Origin of the sequence: Micromonospora sp. KC723 (genome assembly GCF_004348595.1) — a bacterium.
In the GTDB taxonomy this organism is placed as follows: Bacteria; Actinomycetota; Actinomycetes; order Mycobacteriales; family Micromonosporaceae; genus Micromonospora.
In genome coordinates this window covers 24436-42095 of sequence record NZ_SMKD01000039.1, presented here as the reverse complement: position 1 = coordinate 42095, position 17660 = coordinate 24436, and the positions used below count along the sequence as shown (strand labels likewise).

Below are 17660 nucleotides of genomic sequence, written 5' to 3'. Positions count from 1 at the left end.
GGCTACCCGCGCAGGGCCGCGGGGGTGAGTTCGCCGGTGGCGACCAGCACCGCCGGGCCGGAGAGCCAGCAGGAACTCTCGGTGAGCGTGACCGTGAGACGGCCGCCCGGTACGTCGACCGCCACCGTGCCGGTGTCCCGCCCGACGTCGCGCAGCGCCACCGCGCCGACCGCGCACGCCCCGGTGCCGCAGGAGAGCGTCTCGGCCGAGCCGCGCTCGTACACCCGCATCAGCACGTGCCCGTCGGTGTCGGCGACCGGCTCACCCGGCGTGACGAACTCGACGTTCACCCCGGCGGGAAAGACCGCCGGATCGTACTCGGGGGCCCGGGTGAGATCCAGGCCGGCCAACTCCAGACCGGCCGGCAGCGCGCAGACCAGGTGCGGGTTACCCACGTCCACCGCCGTCCCGGGCAGGGTCAGCCCGCCCAGGGTCGCGGCCGAGGCGTCGTACACCCGGGGACGGCGCATCTCGACGGCGATGGTGTGGGTCTCGACCCGCGCCCGCACGACACCGGCCCGGGTGGCCACCGGCAGCGCGGCGCCGGACGGCGTGGCCAGCCCGTTCTCCAGCAGGTAGCGGACGAAGACCCGGGAGCCGTTGCCGCACATCTCGGCGATCGAGCCGTCGGAGTTCCAGTAGTCCATGAACCACTCGGCCTCGCCGGCGAGGCCGACGCTTTCGGGGTGCTTGGCGGCCCGTACCACCCGCAGCACGCCGTCACCGCCGACGCCGCGCCGTCGGTCGCAGATCGCGGCGACCAGGCCCGGGGTCAGGTCGAGGGTGCCGTCCGGGTCGGGCAGGATGACGAAGTCGTTGCCGGTGCCATGGCCCTTGGTGAACTCCACGCCCCCATCATCCCCGATGCGCGGCGACCACCCGCGACGCCGTGTCGACCAGGCCCGGCGACGCCGAGTCCAGCCAGTGGACGCGCGGGTCACGACGGAACCAGGAGCGCTGCCGGCGGACGAAGCGGCGGGTGGCCCGGATCGTCTCGTCGTGCGCCTCGGCCTCGGTCGTCTCGCCGGCGAGGAACCGCAGCACCTGCTGGTAGCCGAGCGCCCGACTGGCCGTACGCCCCTCGGCCAGGCCGTGGCCGACCAGTGTGCGGGTCTCCGCGACCAGCCCGTCGGCCCACATCCGGTCGACCCGCCGCGCGATCCGCTCGTCCAGCGACGCGGTGTCCAGGTCGACGCCGAGCTGCACGGACGGGTAGTACGGCGTGGGCTGCGGCAGGGAGGCGGTGAACGGCGTCCCGGTCAGTTCGATGACTTCCAGGGCGCGGACGATCCGCCGGCCGTTGCCGGGCAGGATGCTCGCCGCGGCGGCCGGGTCGGTCGCGCGCAGCCGCTCGTGCAGCGGGGCCGGGCCGACGGCGGCCAGCTCGGCCTCCAGGCGCTGGCGGACCGCCGGATCGGTGCCGGGGAACTCGAACCGCTCCAGCACCGCCCGCACGTACAGCCCGGAGCCGCCGACCAGCAGCGGCACCCTCCCCCGGGCCAGGATGTCGTCGACGGCGGCACGGGCCAGCCGCTGGTACTCCGCGACGCTGGCCGGCTCGGTGACCGCCCAGATGTCGAGCAGGTGGTGCGGCACGCCCTCGCGTTCGGCCGGGGTGAGCTTGGCGGTGCCGATGTCCATGCCCCGGTAGAGCTGCATCGAGTCGGCGTTGACCACCTCGCCGTCCAGGGCGTGCGCCAGAGCGATGCTCAGCGCCGACTTGCCGGCCGCGGTGGGCCCGACCACCGCGACGACGGTCATGCCCGCTCCCAGGAGGCCACGAGGTAGGCGACGCCGTAGGGGGCCGAGTGGTGGCGCAATGTGCCGCGCCAGTCGCCGCCGGCGGCGCGGGCCGCGCCGGCCAGCACCTGCCAGGGCGCCCGGCCGGCGACCCTCAGCTCCGCCGAGAGCGCCGGGTCCAGGTCGAGCAGGGCCTCGGCGTCCGCGTCGGCAAGGGCCCGGGCCACCCCCTCGTCGTACGCCTCGGCGCGCGGGTCGTGGTAGCCGGGCGACTGCGGGCCCCGGCACGCCGACCCGTCCCCCATCACCAGCAGCCCCCAGGGTCGGTCGGAGCCGGCCCGGGCGCCCCGGGCGGCGCACTCTTCGGCCGGTGCGTGGTGCGCCACGGTGGCCATCCGCCAACTGGTCCGGCGCGCTTCCTCCGGTCGCCGCCGACTCAGCAGCCATGCGCCGACCAGCAGGCTGAGGGGGAGGCGGTCGGTGCCGACTCGTCCGTCGGGGAGGCGACCGAGCTGGACCTCGAGCGGCAGCCCCCAGGGGGCGAAGGTTCCCCGGAACGGGTGGTCCAGACTGGCGTCGCGGTCGTCGCCGCCGACCACGAGGACGCTCTCCGCGTCGCTGGCGAGCAGCCCGGCGACGGCGGCGTCACAGGCGGCGCGGAGCCCGTCCAGTTCGGGCGCGGCGGCGCCGGCCAACTCGGGCACGATCAGTGGCGGGTGCGGGCAGACGGCGGCGGCGACCAGGGGCACCCGGCAACCGTATCGGCACCGCCGGGCCCGGCGCCCCCGCACCCGCCGGCTCAGTCGGGCTGGCCGCCCCAGCCGCCCTGCACCATGGTCTGGAACCGCCACTGGCCGCCGGCGCGGACCAGCAGGTCGGCGTAGCGCACCTGCCGGCGTTCGCCGTCGACGGTGAACTCGGCCTCGGTGAAGACCACGACCAGGCTCGGGGTGAGGAAGTACGGCGTGCGGCGCGACTCCATCTTCAGGTCGCCGCCGCCGGCGAGGACGCCGCCCATCATCTCCAGGTACGCCGCGCGGTCGAGTTGCCGGGCGGATCCCTCCCCGGCCGCGTCGTCGGTGACCGTGTTGAGCGGGAACATGGCCAGTTCGGCGGTGCCGGCCACGTCGCCGGCCTCCGCCAGGGCGTCGTAGCGGCGGAACCACTCGTCCAACTCGGCCAGGGCCGCCGCGCCCGGCGCGAAACCCGGGTCGGCCGGGGGCGTCATTCGGCTCCGGGACTGCGTCATCTGTTCCTCCTCGCCGGCCCGCCGGGCGGACCACTTGTCGTACGTCGTACGGTACAGCCCACGTCGATGGTCGACACTCCCCACGCACCCTGTCGGTGAATGGCAGGACACCGTATGGTCACGGTCAGAGACAGGCGCTCGACGCGGGCAGGGTGAGACCTGTGACAATGCCGAGAGCAAGTTGGCTGCGCCGTGGCGGCGATCGAGGGCGAAGTCCCGTCGACGCCGGGAGAACGAGGATGGGCACATGAGCGACTGGACTGCCTTCGGACGGGTGGACGCGGACGGCACCGTGTACGTCAAGACCGCCGAGGGTGAGCGGGTGGTCGGATCCTGGCAGGCGGGGGCCCCGGAGGAGGGGCTGGCCCACTTCGCCCGACGCTTCGCCGACCTGGTGACCGAGGTGGACCTGACCGAGGCCCGGCTCAACTCGGGCGCGGCGGACGCCGGCCACTCGCTGACCACGATCCGCCGGATCCGCGCCTCGCTGGCCGAGGCGCACGTCGTCGGCGACATCGACGCGCTGGCCGCTCGGCTGGACAAGCTCGCCGCGGTCGCCGAGGACAAGGCCGGGGAGGCCCGCGCCGCCAGGGACGCCGCCCGGGTCGAGGCTCTCGCGCGCAAGACCGCCCTCGTCGAGGAGGCGGAGAAGATCGCCGCCGAGTCGACCGGCTGGAAGACCGCCGGGGACCGCCTCAAGGAGATCCTCGACGAGTGGAAGACCATCCGCGGCGTCGACAAGAAGACCGACGGCGAGCTGTGGAAGCGCTTCGCCGCGGCCCGCGACGGTTTCACCCGGCGCCGGGGCGCCCACTTCGCCTCCCTCGACCAGCAGCGCAAGCAGGCGCAGACGGTCAAGGAGGAGTTGGTCGCCGAGGCCGAGAAGCTCAGGGACTCCACCGAGTGGGCGGCCACCGCCAACCAGCTCAAGGAACTGATGAACCAGTGGAAGGCCGCCCCGCGCGCGTCCAAGGAGGCCGAGCAGAAGCTCTGGGAACGCTTCCGGGCCGCGCAGGACGCCTTCTTCAGCCGGCGCAGCGAGGTCTTCTCGGCCCGGGACAACGAGCAGCGGGCCAACCTGGAGCGCAAGCAGGCGCTGCTGGCCGAGGCCGAGGCGCTGGACGTCGACGCCGACCCGAAGGGCGCGCAGGCCAGGCTGCGGGAGATCCAGGCGCAGTGGCACGAGGCCGGCCGGGTGCCCCGGGAGGCCGCCGCCGGGCTGGAGCGCCGGCTGCGCGCGGTGGACGACCGGGTTCGCGAGGTCATGGACTCGGCCTGGCGGCGCACCACCCCACAGGACAATCCGTTGCTCGCGCAGATGCGGTCCCAGGTCGCCGAGGCCGAGGAGCGGCTGGCCCGGGCGCAGGCCGCCGGGGACGCCCGCCGGATCAAGGAGGCCGAGCAGGCCCTCGCCGCCAAGCGGCAGTTCCTCCAGTTGGCCGAACAGGCCGGCTGACCTGACCCGCTCCGGAAGCCCCCGGCCCCCTGACGGGCCGGGGGCTTCCGCCCGTCCGCACCTCGTGGGCCCCTTCGCCGGCCGCTCCCCGCCGACCGGCGGGCGGCTTCCGGCAACCGGCGACGACCGCCCTCGCCGCCACAGCCACTGATCATTTCCGCAGGTGGCAAGGCACTTTACATTGATGAGCGTCTGTGCTTCTATCAAGGAAAGCGCTTGCCTCGGCATGCCGGGCAAGCGTGGCACGGGAGCCGCTTCTCACCCCGCACGTCCACACCGGCAGGGCACGCCGACCACCGTCCCCGGCCGACCTCGACGCCGACGGGCATGGCGCCAGCAGGGTCGGCCGACGGTCCGCGAGCCCCGCCACCACCGAAGGGAAGCACCATGCGCACCACATCCCGACGTCCGAAGACCCTGCTCGCCGCCACCACCGCCGCGCTGCTCGCCGCCTCCGCGCTCACCCTCAGCACCACACCGGCCGCCGCCGCCCCGAACTACCTGGTCGGCTGGGCCACCCAGAACGGCGGCACCACCGGCGGCGGCAACGCCCCAACCACCACGGTGACCAGCGCCTCCGCGCTGACCTCCGCCCTCGGCTCCGGCAGCGCCTCGATCATCCGGGTCTCCGGCACCATCAACTGCTCCGGCATGCTGCGGGTCCGCTCCAACAAGACCATCCTCGGCAACTCCGGCGCCACCATCGCCGGCTGCGGCTTCAACATCAGCGGCGACCGCAACGTCATCATCCGCAACCTGACCTTCCGGAACTGGAACGACGACGCGATCAACGTGCAGGAGTACGCGACCAACATCTGGATCGACCACAACACCTTCACCAGCGGGTACGACGGCGCGGTCGACATCAAGCGCGGCTCGGACTTCGTCACCGTGTCCTGGAACCGCGTCCACAGCCACGACAAGTCGATGCTGCTCGGGCACAGCGACAGCAACGCCAGCCAGGACACCGGACGGCTACGGGTCACCTACCACCACAACCACTTCGACGGCAGCAACCAACGCCACCCCCGGGTCCGTTTCGGCAACCCGGTGCACGTGTTCAACAACTACTACCGCGCCAACCGTGGCTACGGCGTGGCGTCCACGATGAACGCCGGTGTCCTCGTCGAGGGCAACTACTTCGAGAGCGTCCCCGACCCGTACCACCTCGGTGAGGGCAGCTCCGGACCGGGCACCCTGGTGGCCCGGAACAACCACTTCGTCAACTCCGGCGGCGGGCAGGCCGGCGGCAGCGTCCGGAGCATCCCCTACCCGTACCCGCTCGACGCCGCCAGCAGCGTCAAGTCGATCGTGACCGCCGGCGCGGGCGCCGGAAAGATCTCGGTCTGACAACCGGTTCGGGGCCCGCCACCCGGCGGGCCCCGACGCCGTCAGTGGGCGGCACAGCCCGTCGTCGGCGCGGGCGCCACCGCCGGGGCGCCCACGGTGGGCAACCCGAGCAACACCCCCGGGGTACGCGGGGAGCGCCCGGCCTCGGCCGCGTCACCGGCCCGGGTACGCCGGTGCGACAGCGGCTCGCCGTCGGCGTTGAGATGGTGCGGGGCGGCGTAGCTGACCGTGGTGCGCACGATGTCGCCGGGGCGGATCGACCCGGCGTACGCGCCGGCGGCGAAGTGCACCAGACGGCCGTCACGGGCCCGGCCGGAGAGCCGGCCGGTGAGCTCGTCCTTGCGCCCCTCGCCGACGGCGACCAGCACCTCGACGGTCTCCCCCACCAGCTTGCGGTTCTCCGCCCAGGTGATCTCCTCCACCGTCGCGACCAACCGCTCGTAGCGCTCCTGCACCACCTGCTTGGGCAGCTGGCCGTCCATGGTGGCGGCCGGAGTGCCGGGGCGCTTGGAGTACTGGAAGGTGAACGCCGAGGAGAACCGGGCCGCGCGGACCACGTCCAGGGTGCGCTGGAAGTCGGCCTCGGTCTCGCCGGGGAAGCCGACGATGATGTCGGTGGTGATCGCCGCGTCCGGCATCGCCGCCCGGACCTTCTCGATGATTCCCAGGTACCTCTCCGACCGGTACGACCGGCGCATCGCCCGCAGCACGTCGTCGGAGCCGGACTGCAACGGCATGTGCAGCGAGGGGCAGACGTTCGGCGTCTCGGCCATCGCGGCGATCACGTCGTCGGTGAAGTCCTTCGGGTGCGGGCTGGTGAACCGGACCCGCTCCAGCCCGTCGATGTCGCCGCAGGCACGCAGCAGCTTGCCGAAGGCGTACCGGTCGCCGAACTCCACGCCGTAGGAGTTGACGTTCTGCCCGAGCAGGGTCACCTCCAGCACGCCCTCGTCGACCAGGGCGCGGACCTCGGAGAGGATGTCGCCGGGGCGGCGGTCCTTCTCCTTGCCGCGCAGGGCGGGCACGATACAGAACGTGCACGTGTTGTTGCAGCCGACGGAGATCGACACCCAGCCGGCGTACGTCGACTCCCGTCGGGCCGGCAACGTCGACGGGAAGACGTCGAGGGATTCCAGGATCTCCACCTCGGCGGCGGCGTTGTGCCGGGCCCGCTCCAGCAGCACCGGCAGCGAGCCGATGTTGTGCGTGCCGAAGACCACATCGACCCAGGGAGCCTTGCGGACGATGTCGCCGCGGTCCTTCTGGGCCAGGCAGCCGCCGACGGCGATCTGCATCCCCGGGTGCCTGTCCTTGACGGGTCGCAGGTGACCGAGGTTGCCGTAGAGCCGGTTGTCGGCGTTCTCCCGGACGGCGCAGGTGTTGAACACCACCACGTCCGGAGTGTCGTCGGCCCCGGCGGCACGGACGTAACCGGCCCGCTCCAGCAGGCCGGAGATCCGCTCGGAGTCGTGCACGTTCATCTGGCAGCCGTACGTGCGCACCTGGTAGGTGCGCGGGCTGCGTTCGGCTGCGGTAGTCATGACGTGCACAGCGTATCCGGGCCGACCGGACCGACCCGAACGAGGAGGAGCCATGTGCCGCAGCATCAAGACCCTGCGTGAGCCGTACGTGCCGGAGGTGACCCCGGCGGACATCCAGGCGGCGGCGTTGCAGTACGTCCGGAAGATCTCCGGGTTCCGGGCGCCGGCCGCCCACAACGCCGAGGCGTTCGACGCCGCGGTGCAGGCCGTCGCCGCCGCGACCGCCTCCCTGCTGGACCAGTTGCAGGTACGCGGCTCCCGCCCCGCCGCGACCCGCTGACCGGCCGCCCGGCCCTCGACACCGCCGCCCGAGCGGGTCGGGCGACCCGGGCGGGTCGCGACCGGTCAGGCGGCGGCGAGGGCCGGGTTGATCGAGTCGGGGGCCCACTTCGAGCGGTGGCACCGGGACCAGCCGCGACAGCCCGGATGGGCCAGGGTGCACAGACGCTGGTTGGTCAGCACCTCGCCGTCGTCGGTCTCGGTCACCTCGAGGTGCACCGGCCGGATGGTGCCGTCCGGCGCGACCAGCAGGTGCCGGCCCGCGTCGAGGGTGTCATCGGCCAGCAGGCAGTTGCGGCCCAGCAGCCGGGCCAGCGCCGCGACGCTGGTGTGCTCGTTCAGCGACTCCGGCACCCCGTAGCAGTCCACGACCGTGCCGAACTCACCCGGCGCCTCCCACACGTCGCAGACCACCGCGTACGCCGGCAGCCGCGCGGGGTCGGCGACGGCGAGGGGCATCACCACCCGGCCGATCGCCTCGGCCAGGGCCGGGTACACCTCCACCGGTGCCGCCCGGTCGATTCTCCAGTTCCACAGCTCGGTCACGCCGCCTCCTCGCTGCGTTCGTCCCACCGGCCTCCGGATCGGGCCTTACAGACGATGGTGGGGTGCATATGACCTCAGCCGGGGGCAAGTTACCGGTCTGTGACCATTCCGGGCAAAATTCTCCGAGCCTCATTGCTCGGAGTAGCGGGAAGATGACAGTTTATCGGGTACGGTGGCCGGCCCGGCGCATCGCGGGACGCCGAGTCGGGTCGGATCAGCGCAACACCACCAGGTGCTCGCCCCGGGGCAGCAGCTCACCCACCACCGTGCCCCCGGGCACCTCCCCGGCGACCAGCAGACCACCCGAGGTCTGCGCGTCGGCCAGCAGCAGCCGGTCCGCCTCCCCGGCCGCACCGAACTCCGTCCACGGGGTCACCCAGTCCAGGTTCCGGCGGGTGCCGCCACTGACGTACCCGTCCCGGACCGCCTCCCGCGCGCCCGGCAGGTACGGCACCCGGGCGACGTCGATCGCCACCGTCAGGCGGCTCGCCCGGGCCAGCTTCGAGGCGTGCCCGAGCAGCCCGAAGCCGGTGACGTCGGTACCGCACCGGACCCCGGCGGCGACGGCGGCGCGGGCGGCGTCCCGGTTCAGGGTCGCCATCGCGGCCACCGCCGCCTCGAAACGTTCCCCGGTCCGCTTGTGCCGGGTGTTCAGCACCCCCACGCCGAGCGGCTTGGTCAGCGACAACGGCAGGCCCGCCCGCCCGGCGTCCAGGGTGATCAGCTCCTCCGGTCGCACCAGACCGGTGACCGCGAGGCCGTACTTCGGGCTGTCGTCGTCGACGCTGTGCCCGCCGGCCAGGTGGCAGCCGGCCTCCCGGGCGATGTCCTGCCCACCCCGCAGCACCTCCCGGGCCAACTCCAGCGGGAGTACATCGCGGGGCCAGCAGAGCAGGTTCACCGCGACCAGCGGGCTGCCGCCCATGGCGTACACGTCGGACAGTGCGTTGGCGGCGGCGATCCGGCCCCAGTCGTAGGCGTCGTCGACGACGGGGGTGAAGAAGTCCGCGGTACTGACCAGGCCGGTCCGTTCGTCCAGCCGGACCACCGCGGCGTCGTCGCCGTTCTCGAGCCCCACCAGCAGCTCGGCGGCGCCGACCGCCGGAGCGAGCCCGGCCACCAACGACTCCAGCTCCCCGGGAGGGATCTTGCAGGCACAGCCGCCGCCACGGGCGTAATCGGTCAGACGCAGCCGGTCGGTCATCCGACCATGATCTCCGCAAGGCGTCGTGCGCACCACCCGGGGCGGCCCGGTGACCACCGGAAACCGGACGCGGCGCCACGGCCCGGACCGGTGTTACCGCTCCGTGACCAACCGGGTTGCGTTCCGCCACGTCAGCCCGCCTACAGTTGCCCAGACCGGGGGTCGACCGACCCCGCTCTCCGGGACGAACGACAGGGACGGTGGACGACGTGGCGAAGGGCGAACCGCTCATCGTGCTGGACGGGGTCAACAAGTGGTTCGGACCCCTGCACGTGCTGGACGGCGTGTCACTCTCCGTCGGCCGGGGCGAGGTCGTCGTCGTGATCGGCCCGTCCGGCTCCGGCAAGTCGACGCTCTGCCGCACGATCAACCGGCTGGAGCCGATCGACTCGGGCACCATCACCTTCGACGGGCAGCCGCTGCCCGCCGAGGGTAAGGCCCTCGCCCGGCTGCGCAGCGAGGTCGGCATGGTCTTCCAGTCGTTCAACCTCTTCGCGCACAAGACCATCCTGGAGAACGTCACCCTCGGCCCGGTGAAGGTCCGCGGCGAGAAGCCGGCCGCCGCCCGCGAGCGGGGCCTGGCCCTGCTCGACCGGGTCGGCATCGCCAACCAGGCCGACAAGTACCCGGCCCAGCTCTCCGGCGGCCAGCAACAGCGGGCGGCGATCGCCCGCGCGCTGGCCATGCAGCCCAAGGCGATGCTCTTCGACGAGCCGACCAGCGCGCTGGACCCGGAGATGGTCGGCGAGGTGCTGGACGTGATGACCTCGCTGGCCAGCGAGGGGATGACGATGGTCGTGGTCACCCACGAGATGGGCTTCGCCCGACACGCCGCGAACCGGGTCATCTTCATGGCCGACGGCCAGCTCGTCGAGGACGCGCCGCCGGCCGAGTTCTTCGCCAACCCGCGCAGCGAGCGGGCCAAGGACTTCCTCTCCAAGATCCTCACGCACTGAGCGTCCCCGTAGTGGAGCGGCCGTCCCCGGGCGGGCTCCGTCGAAGAAGGAGAAGAGTATGCGTGTGAAGCGCGTGGCGGCGGTCGCCGCCGCTGCCGCCCTGGCCCTCGCCATGGCTGCCTGCGGTGGCAACAACGCCGAGGAGGGCACCGGCGCCGGCAGCAAGTCCTTCCCCGCCGGCAGCACCATGGAGCGGCTGAACAAGGCGCAGAAGATCAAGGTCGGCACCAAGTTCGACCAGCCGGGCTTCGGCCAGAAGGGCCTGTCGGGCAAGCCGGAGGGCTTCGACGTCGAGATCGCCAAGCTCGTCGTCAAGGAACTCGGCATCCCCGAGGACAAGATCGAGTACGTCGAGACGCCGTCGAAGGTCCGCGAGGACGTCATCGCCAACGGCACCGTCGACCTGGTCGCGGCGACGTACACGATCAAGGCCGAGCGCAAGGAGCGCATCTCCTTCGCCGGACCGTACTACGAGGCCGGCCAGAACATCATGGTCAAGAAGGACGACACCGCGATCACCGGCCCGGACTCCTTCAAGGACGGCACCAAGAAGGTCTGCTCGGTAACCGGATCGACCCCGGCCGAGGAGATCAAGAAGTACGTGAAGGACGTCGCCACCCAGCTCGTGCTCTTCGACACGTACGACAAGTGCCGCGACGCCCTCAAGGGCGGCCAGGTGGACGCCGTGACCACCGACAACGTGATCCTGCTCGGCTACATCGCCAAGGACGAGGCCTCGTTCAAGCTGGCCGGCGCCAACTTCACCAAGGAGCCGTACGGCATCGGGGTGAAGAAGGACGACACCGCCTTCCGCAACTTCATCAACGACGTGCTGGAGAAGGCGTTCACCGACGGCAGCTGGAAGAAGGCCTGGGACGACACCGCCGGCAAGTTCGGCGCGGAACTGGGCACCCCGCCGACCATCGACCGCTACTGACCGACCGCCGATCTGGAGGGTGGGGAGGAAGACCGGCCCGTGAACGTACTCATCGACAAGTTCGACGTCTTTGCGGGTGGCTTCTGGCTCACCCTCCAGATCTGCGTGCTCGCCGCGATCGGCGCCCTGATCCTGGGCGCCGTCGTGGCGGTGCTGCGCATCTCGCCGGTGCCGCCGCTGCGCGCGCTCGGCACCGGCTACGTGAACATCTTCCGCAACCTGCCGCTGACCGTGGTGATGTTCTTCGCCGCCTTCGGCCTACCGGCGCTCGGCTCCAACGCCGACTTCCTGCGCCTTCCCGGCCTGGATGCGATCTTCAGCCGGCTCGACACCGACCTGCCGTACTTCCGCTTCGCCCTGATCGCCCTGGTGCTCTACACCGCCGCGTTCGTCTGCGAGGCGCTGCGCTCGGGCGTCAACGCCGTTCCGGCCGGCCAGGCCGAGGCCGCGCGGTCGCTCGGCCTCACCTTCGGCCAGAACCTGCGGTACGTGGTGCTGCCGCAGTCCTGGAAGGCGTCGGTGGTGCCGCTCGGCTCGGTCATCATCGCAATGATCAAGAACAGCGCGCTGATCGGTTTCTTCGGCGTGGTCGGTGACCTCTCCCAGACCGCCGACCAGCTCACCTCCGCCGGGGGCTACGCCTTCGTCCCGGTGGCCATCGGCATCTCGATCGGATACCTGATCATGACCGTTCCGCTCGGCGCCCTGCTCGACCGGATCGAGAAGCGACAGGCGGTGGCCCGGTGAGCCAGCAGACCACCGTCCTCTACGACGTCCCCGGCCCCCGGCAGCGGCGGATCACCCTGATCAGCAGCATCGTCGCCACGGTGGTGCTGATCGTCGGGGCGTACTTCCTGATCTACCGCCCGCTGGACGAGAAGGGCCAGTTCTCGATGGAGTTGTGGGGGCCGCTGGTCGACCCCTCCAACGAGAACTTCCCGCTGGTCTGGGAACGCATCGGCCTCGGCTTGAAGAACACCCTCACCGCCGCCGCGCTGGCCATCGCCGCGTCGCTGGTGATCGGCACCCTGCTGGCCCTGCTCCGGATCCAGCTCAAGAGCCTCACCCGGCGTCGCTTCACCGGGATGGCCGCCCCCGCGGCGTACCTGCTGCGGGGACTGAGCCTGCTGCTGTCGGCGGTCACCCGGGTCTGCGTCGAGGTGTTCCGTGGCCTGCCGGTGGTCATCACCATCTTCTTCGTGGCCCGCGGCTTCCCCGAGTTCGGCATCACCTTCGACACCCTCTGGTACCTGGTCATCGGCCTGACCGTCTACAACGGCGTGGTCATCGCCGAGATCCTGCGCTCCGGCATGGAGGGGCTGCCCGGCGGGCAGGCCGAGGCCGCCGCCGCGATCGGCCTGTCCCCGCTGCAGACCACCCGGATGATCCTGCTGCCGCAGGCGTTCCGGATCATGCTGCCCGCGCTGATCAGCCAGCTCGTCGTGGTGCTCAAGGACACCTCGCTGGGCTTCATCATCAGCTACGAGGAGACCCTCAACATCGGCAAGCAGATCATCGGCGTACTCGGCAACCCGATCCAGGTGTACGTGGTGATCGGCGTGCTGTTCATCCTGGTGAACTACTCGCTGTCGAAGCTGGCGCAGTACGTCCAGCGCCGGCTCTCCCAGGGCCGCAAGACGGCCGGCACGCCGGCCCAGCCGCTCCCGCCCGCCGCGCTCGCCTCCCAGTCCGAGAGCACCGGTCACGGGGTTTGACCCGCACGCGACGACGGGCCGGCGCGGTGTTCCGAGCCGGCCCGTTTCCGTGTGTCGTTCAGCGGGCGATCTCGGTGACCCGGGACTCGCGGACCACCGTCACCCGGATCTGCCCCGGATAGGTCAGCTCCTCCTCGATCTGCTTGGCCACGTCCCGGGCGAGCACCGCCGCGCCGATGTCGTCGACGTCCTCCGGCTTGACCATCACCCGGACCTCCCGGCCGGCCTGCATGGCGAAGACCTTCTCCACGCCGAGCTTGCCGGCCGCGATCTCCTCGATCCGCTCCAGCCGCTTGACGTACGCCTCCAGGCTCTCCCGCCGCGCGCCAGGCCGCCCGCCCGAGCAGGCGTCGGAGGCCTGGGTGAGGACCGCCTCGATGGTCTGCGGCGGCACCTCGTTGTGGTGCGCCTCGATGGCGTGGACGACGTCCTCGATCTCGCCGTACTTGCGGGCCAGGTCGGCGCCGATGATGGCGTGGCTCCCCTCCACCTCGTGGGTGAGCGCCTTGCCGATGTCGTGCAGGAACGCGCAGCGCTTGATGGTCGGCACGTCCAGTCGCAACTCGGCGGCCATGATCCCGGCGATGTGCGCGGTCTCCACCAGGTGCTTGAGCACGTTCTGCCCGTACGACGTGCGGTAGCGCAGCCGGCCGAGCAGGGTGACCAACTCCGGGTGGATCTCGGTGATGCCCACCTCGACCAGGGCGTCCTCGGCGGCCCGGTGACAGAGCTGCTCCACCTCCTGGCGGGCCAGCTCGTACACCTCCTCGATCCGGTGCGGGTGGATGCGCCCGTCGAGGACCAGCTTCTCCAGCGTGAGCCGGCCCACCTCGCGACGGACCGGGTCGAAGCAGGAGAGCAGCACCGCCTCCGGGGTGTCGTCGATGATGAGGTTCACGCCGGTCACCGACTCGAAGGCGCGGATGTTGCGCCCCTCCCGGCCGATGATCCGGCCCTTCATCTCGTCCCCCGGCAGGTGCAGGACGCTGACCACGCTCTCCGCGGTCTGCTCGCTGGCCACCCGCTGGATGGCCTCCACCACGATGTGCCGCGCGCGCTGCTCGGCGGTGCTGCGGGCGTCGGACTCGATGTCCCGGACGAGCAGCGCGGCCTCCCGCTTCGCCTGCGTCTCGATCACCTCGACCAGCTCGGCGCGGGCCGCGTCGGCGGTCAGGCCGGCGACCCGCTCCAGTTCCCGGCGGCGTTGCTCCTCGGCCACCGTCAGCTGCGCCTCCCGGGCGGCGATCGCGGCCTCCCGCTCGGCGAGCGCGGCGCTGGCCGCGGTGAGCTGGCGCTCCCGCTCGGCGAGGCGCTCGACCTCCTCGGTGTGCAGGCGTTCACGCTCGTCCATCCGGGTTGCCCGGCGCTCCACCTCGGCGGCCTGCTCACGGGTGGTGGCGGCGAGGACGGCGACCTCCCGCTCGCCGCTGCGACGGGCCGTCGTCCGCAGCTGCTCCGCGTCGATCTCGGCCTGCTTGTGGGCCCGCTCCAGGATGGTGTCGGCCTCGGTGCGGGCGTCGTCGAGCACCCGCCGGGCCTCGGCCCGCGCCGCCTTCGCCTCGGCCTTGGCCGCGGCCGCCTCGGCCCGGGCCGCCGCGGCGGCGGACTTCGCCACGTCGACGGTGCTGCTCGCCTCATCCGCTGCGGAACGCAGCGCGGCCAGGGACTGCTCCTGGCGGTCCTTCTCGGCGATGAACGCCGGATCCTCCGGCCGCGGCGCCGCACCGAGTTGCCGCACCACCCGGACACCGAACAGGACGGCGCCGACGACGACCAGGGCCAGGACCAGCACCACAATGAGGAGGACCACGTCGATGGGCGTCATGACCGCGCTCCCCGGTCGACGAGCTGGCTCCTGGTGGGCCGCCGATCGCCGCCGGCCGGACCACCTCTGCCCGGCGGCCACCTGTCGTCGCCGACCGGAGCGCCCCTGACCCGGTCGGCGCCGCCGGAACCACGTCTGGCACGGGGTCGCCGCGCGCCGGCCGGCGAGCATCCGCCGACACCCCCTGGGGACCCGTGGTCCCTGTGCCGCGCCGCCATGGCCGCCTCCCCTGAGTCGCCGCCGCCGCGGAACCGTGCCCTGGACACGAACCGCCACGGCCCCGGACGCCCGACCGAGCGGCTGGCCATGGGTACAGCTCTCCGTCGGCGACGCCCCCGGGCGTCGTCGACAACCGGTTGCAGTTGTCGACCGGCTCCGGACCTGCCGTCCGGAGTGGTCGTCACAGGCCGGCGGAGCTGGCCAAAGTGATGCTGTTCTGTTACGCGATCTATGTTGTGCGCTTAGCCTGCGCTGGTCGGGCAATTCGAACCTGTATGGCGAGGCTAGGTCGCGGACGGCCGTTCGGTCAAGAACTCATGATCAAACCCCCCGAACGGAGAGAAGTTGCCCCGTCACTCCGGGCTGACGGCAGGCCGGACACCGGGGGACAAACAGGCCGCCGTTCGGGTTGGGCTCGATCCGACGGCGGTCAGCCGAGCGGGCGGGTGGCCGGGTCCGGTTCGCCCTCGGCGTCGGCCAGGGCGTCCGCGTCGATCTGCTCGGCGAACTCCGCCGCCTCGGCGCTCTGCGCGGCGAGCGCGTCCTTCACCGCCCGGATCGCCACCCCCGGTGGATAACCCTTGCGGGCCAGCATGCCGACCAGTCGGCGGAAGACCGCGTCGGGTTCGCCCCGGGCCGTACGCAGTTTCCGCTCCACCAGGGCGCGGGCGGTCTCGGTCTCGGTCTCCTCGTCCAGCTCGCCGAGGGCCTCCTGTGCGACCTCACCGTCCACGCCGCGCTGGCGCAGCTCGTTGGCGAGCGCCCGGCGGGCCAGACCCCGGCCGGCGTGCCGGCTGGACACCCAGGCGCGGGCGAAGGCGGCGTCGTCGATGATGCCGACCTCGTCGTACCGGTCGAGCACCTGGGCCGAGACCTCGTCGGAGATGCCCCGCTTCGCCAGTGCCCCGGCCAGCTCGGCCCGGGTCCGGGGACGCACGGCGAGCTGCCGCAGGCAGATCTCCCGGGCCGCCTCGGCCTCGTCACCCGGCGGGGCGGCCGGTGCCTCCGGGTCGGCGCCGTCGACATGGGGCCGGCGACCCCGGCGTGGGCGGAACCGCCCCGCGTCGTCACCGGCGCGACGGGGATGGGGCGTGCTGTCACCGGCGCGGGCCGGGTGGGGTGTGGTGGCGTCACCCGTGCGGGGCGGGCTGGCGTCCCAGCCGCGCCCCGTACGGGCACGTCGTCCTGCCATTCAGCCGCGACCGGTCAGAAGTCGACCGGCGGCAGCTCCGGGCCGCCGGCGGCGTCGCCCGCGCCGACCCCGACACCGAGCTTCTCCAGGATCTTCTTCTCGATCTCGGCGGCCACGTCCGGGTTCTCCCGGAGGAACTCGCGGGCCTTCTCCTTGCCCTGGCCGAGCTGGTCGCCGTCGTAGGTGTACCAGGCACCGGACTTGCGGATGATCGCCTGCTCGACACCGACATCGATCAGCGAACCCTCGCGGGAGATGCCCTTGCCGTACATGATGTCGAACTCGGCCTGCTTGAACGGCGCGGCCACCTTGTTCTTCACGACCTTGACCCGGGTGCGGTTGCCGACCACGTCGGTGCCGTCCTTCAGGCTCTCGATGCGCCGCACGTCGAGGCGGACCGAGGCGTAGAACTTCAGCGCCCGGCCACCGGTGGTGGTCTCGGGGCTGCCAAACATGACCCCGATCTTCTCGCGGAGCTGGTTGATGAAGATCGCCGTGGTGCCGGTGTTGTTGAGCACACCGGTGATCTTCCGCAGCGCCTGGCTCATCAGCCGGGCCTGCAGACCCACGTGGCTGTCGCCCATCTCGCCCTCGATCTCGGCGCGCGGCACCAGGGCCGCCACCGAGTCGATCACGATGATGTCGATCGCGCCGGAGCGGACCAACATGTCGGCGATCTCCAGCGCCTGCTCGCCGGTGTCCGGCTGGGAGACCAGCAGGGCGTCGGTGTCGACGCCGAGGGCCTTCGCGTACTCCGGGTCGAGGGCGTGCTCGGCGTCGACGAACGCCGCGATGCCCCCCGCCCGCTGGGCGTTGGCCACCGCGTGCAGGGCCACCGTGGTCTTACCGCTGGACTCCGGGCCGTAGATCTCGACGACCCGGCCACGGGGCAGACCGCCCACGCCGAGCGCCACGTCGAGCGCGATCGAGCCGGTGGGGATCACCGAGGTCTGGACGACCGGCCGCTCCCCCAGCCGCATCACCGAGCCCTTGCCGAACTGCTTGTCGATCTGAGCGAGAGCAAGGTCGAGCGCCTTCTCCCGGTCAGGCCCTGCCGCCATGGTTGCCACCCCTGCCTTCGCCGGCGTCTTTCCTGAGCTTCGCGTCACGCGGGACACGCTAGGCGCTGGGTCCGACAGAAAACCAGCCGACCGGCCGTGAGCTGTGGACAAGCACCTCGCTGTGGACAATAGCCGAACAGATGTACGACTCGGCAAGTGACACGCGGAAGTGGCGAAAAGGCTGCTCAGCGTAGCCGGGCGGGCACCCGGTCGGGATAGGCGGCGACGACCGCCCGCCACACCACGTGTGTCTCCTCACCCTCGGCGAGCGCCTGCACGATGGTCCGCCCGCCCAGTTGGGAGAGCACCTGGTCGCTGGCGATGCTGGCCGCGTAACCCGACCCGAAGGCCTCCTCCAGCCGGGTCCAGAAATCGGTCAGCCGCACGTGA

The 17660-nt window shown here is 72.0% G+C and carries 18 protein-coding genes; 7 read left to right on the top strand and 11 right to left on the bottom strand.

The window, feature by feature from the left end; translation table 11 throughout:
* Positions 1-2: 2 nt before the first annotated feature.
* The 4 genes from dapF to E1165_RS11785 are packed head-to-tail and all read right to left on the bottom strand — an operon-like array spanning position 3 to position 2989.
* Positions 3-848: a diaminopimelate epimerase gene (gene dapF / locus E1165_RS11800; protein WP_132390699.1), complete on the bottom strand. Its 846-nt coding sequence runs from the start codon at positions 846-848 to the stop codon at positions 3-5.
* A gap of 7 nt (positions 849-855) precedes the next feature.
* The gene (gene miaA, locus E1165_RS11795) at positions 856-1761 is read right to left on the bottom strand and encodes a tRNA (adenosine(37)-N6)-dimethylallyltransferase MiaA (protein ID WP_132390697.1); all 906 of its coding nucleotides are present in this window, start codon (positions 1759-1761) and stop codon (positions 856-858) included.
* Positions 1758-2489, bottom strand: coding sequence for a hypothetical protein (locus tag E1165_RS11790; protein WP_132390695.1), 732 nt, complete (start codon positions 2487-2489; stop codon positions 1758-1760). The genes miaA and E1165_RS11790 overlap by 4 nt, the downstream gene beginning before the upstream one ends.
* A 50-nt stretch (positions 2490-2539) precedes the next feature.
* A complete protein-coding gene (locus tag E1165_RS11785) occupies positions 2540-2989 on the bottom strand; it encodes a hypothetical protein (RefSeq protein WP_243704719.1) in 450 nt (149 codons plus the stop codon).
* A gap of 247 nt (positions 2990-3236) precedes the next feature.
* Here E1165_RS11785 and E1165_RS11780 point away from each other — a divergent pair, with 247 nt between their 5' ends.
* Both E1165_RS11780 and E1165_RS11775 read left to right on the top strand, forming a co-directional pair.
* Positions 3237-4445 (top strand): DUF349 domain-containing protein, encoded by a 1209-nt coding sequence (locus E1165_RS11780; RefSeq protein WP_132390693.1) that lies wholly within the window; start codon positions 3237-3239, stop codon positions 4443-4445.
* A gap of 387 nt (positions 4446-4832) precedes the next feature.
* Positions 4833-5795, top strand: coding sequence for a polysaccharide lyase family 1 protein (locus tag E1165_RS11775; RefSeq protein WP_132390691.1), 963 nt, complete (start codon positions 4833-4835; stop codon positions 5793-5795).
* A 41-nt stretch (positions 5796-5836) separates the two neighbouring features.
* On the opposite strand, the gene miaB is transcribed toward E1165_RS11775, so the two are convergent.
* On the bottom strand, positions 5837-7336 hold the full coding sequence (miaB, locus tag E1165_RS11770; RefSeq protein WP_132390689.1) for a tRNA (N6-isopentenyl adenosine(37)-C2)-methylthiotransferase MiaB: 1500 nt from the start codon (positions 7334-7336) through the stop codon (positions 5837-5839).
* A gap of 52 nt (positions 7337-7388) precedes the next feature.
* Here miaB and E1165_RS11765 point away from each other — a divergent pair, with 52 nt between their 5' ends.
* Positions 7389-7616 (top strand): DUF2277 family protein, encoded by a 228-nt coding sequence (locus tag E1165_RS11765; RefSeq protein ID WP_132390687.1) that lies wholly within the window; start codon positions 7389-7391, stop codon positions 7614-7616.
* A gap of 65 nt (positions 7617-7681) precedes the next feature.
* Here E1165_RS11765 and E1165_RS11760 read toward each other — a convergent pair whose 3' ends face one another.
* Both E1165_RS11760 and selD read right to left on the bottom strand, forming a co-directional pair.
* The gene (locus tag E1165_RS11760) at positions 7682-8161 is read right to left on the bottom strand and encodes a hypothetical protein (RefSeq protein ID WP_132390685.1); all 480 of its coding nucleotides are present in this window, start codon (positions 8159-8161) and stop codon (positions 7682-7684) included.
* Positions 8162-8375: 214 nt separating this feature from the next.
* Positions 8376-9365: a selenide, water dikinase SelD gene (gene selD / locus E1165_RS11755; protein WP_132390683.1), complete on the bottom strand. Its 990-nt coding sequence runs from the start codon at positions 9363-9365 to the stop codon at positions 8376-8378.
* Between the two features lie 200 nt (positions 9366-9565).
* Between selD and E1165_RS11750 the strand changes: the two genes are divergently transcribed.
* From E1165_RS11750 to E1165_RS11735, 4 genes are read left to right on the top strand one after another with little or no spacing between them, the layout of a single operon-like run.
* A complete protein-coding gene (locus E1165_RS11750; protein WP_132390681.1) occupies positions 9566-10321 on the top strand; it encodes an amino acid ABC transporter ATP-binding protein in 756 nt (251 codons plus the stop codon).
* 58 nt (positions 10322-10379) lie between these two features.
* Complete coding sequence (locus E1165_RS11745) at positions 10380-11258, top strand: glutamate ABC transporter substrate-binding protein (RefSeq protein ID WP_132390679.1); 879 nt, start codon at positions 10380-10382, stop codon at positions 11256-11258.
* Positions 11259-11297: 39 nt separating this feature from the next.
* The gene (locus tag E1165_RS11740; protein WP_132390677.1) at positions 11298-12005 is read left to right on the top strand and encodes an amino acid ABC transporter permease; all 708 of its coding nucleotides are present in this window, start codon (positions 11298-11300) and stop codon (positions 12003-12005) included.
* Complete coding sequence (locus E1165_RS11735) at positions 12002-12973, top strand: amino acid ABC transporter permease (RefSeq protein ID WP_132390675.1); 972 nt, start codon at positions 12002-12004, stop codon at positions 12971-12973. Before E1165_RS11740 ends, E1165_RS11735 begins: the two co-directional genes overlap by 4 nt.
* A gap of 58 nt (positions 12974-13031) precedes the next feature.
* Here the strand turns inward: E1165_RS11735 and rny are convergent, their stop codons facing one another.
* The 4 genes from rny to E1165_RS11715 form a co-directional block, all read right to left on the bottom strand.
* Positions 13032-14798: a ribonuclease Y gene (rny, locus tag E1165_RS11730; protein ID WP_132390673.1), complete on the bottom strand. Its 1767-nt coding sequence runs from the start codon at positions 14796-14798 to the stop codon at positions 13032-13034.
* Positions 14799-15447: 649 nt separating this feature from the next.
* Entirely contained in the window at positions 15448-16209 is a 762-nt protein-coding gene (locus tag E1165_RS11725) for a regulatory protein RecX (protein WP_132390671.1), read from the bottom strand.
* A gap of 14 nt (positions 16210-16223) precedes the next feature.
* Positions 16224-17270 (bottom strand): recombinase RecA, encoded by a 1047-nt coding sequence (gene recA / locus E1165_RS11720; protein ID WP_043962471.1) that lies wholly within the window; start codon positions 17268-17270, stop codon positions 16224-16226.
* Positions 17271-17455: 185 nt separating this feature from the next.
* Positions 17456-17656: a DUF3046 domain-containing protein gene (locus tag E1165_RS11715; protein ID WP_132390669.1), complete on the bottom strand. Its 201-nt coding sequence runs from the start codon at positions 17654-17656 to the stop codon at positions 17456-17458.
* Positions 17657-17660 lie beyond the last annotated feature (4 nt).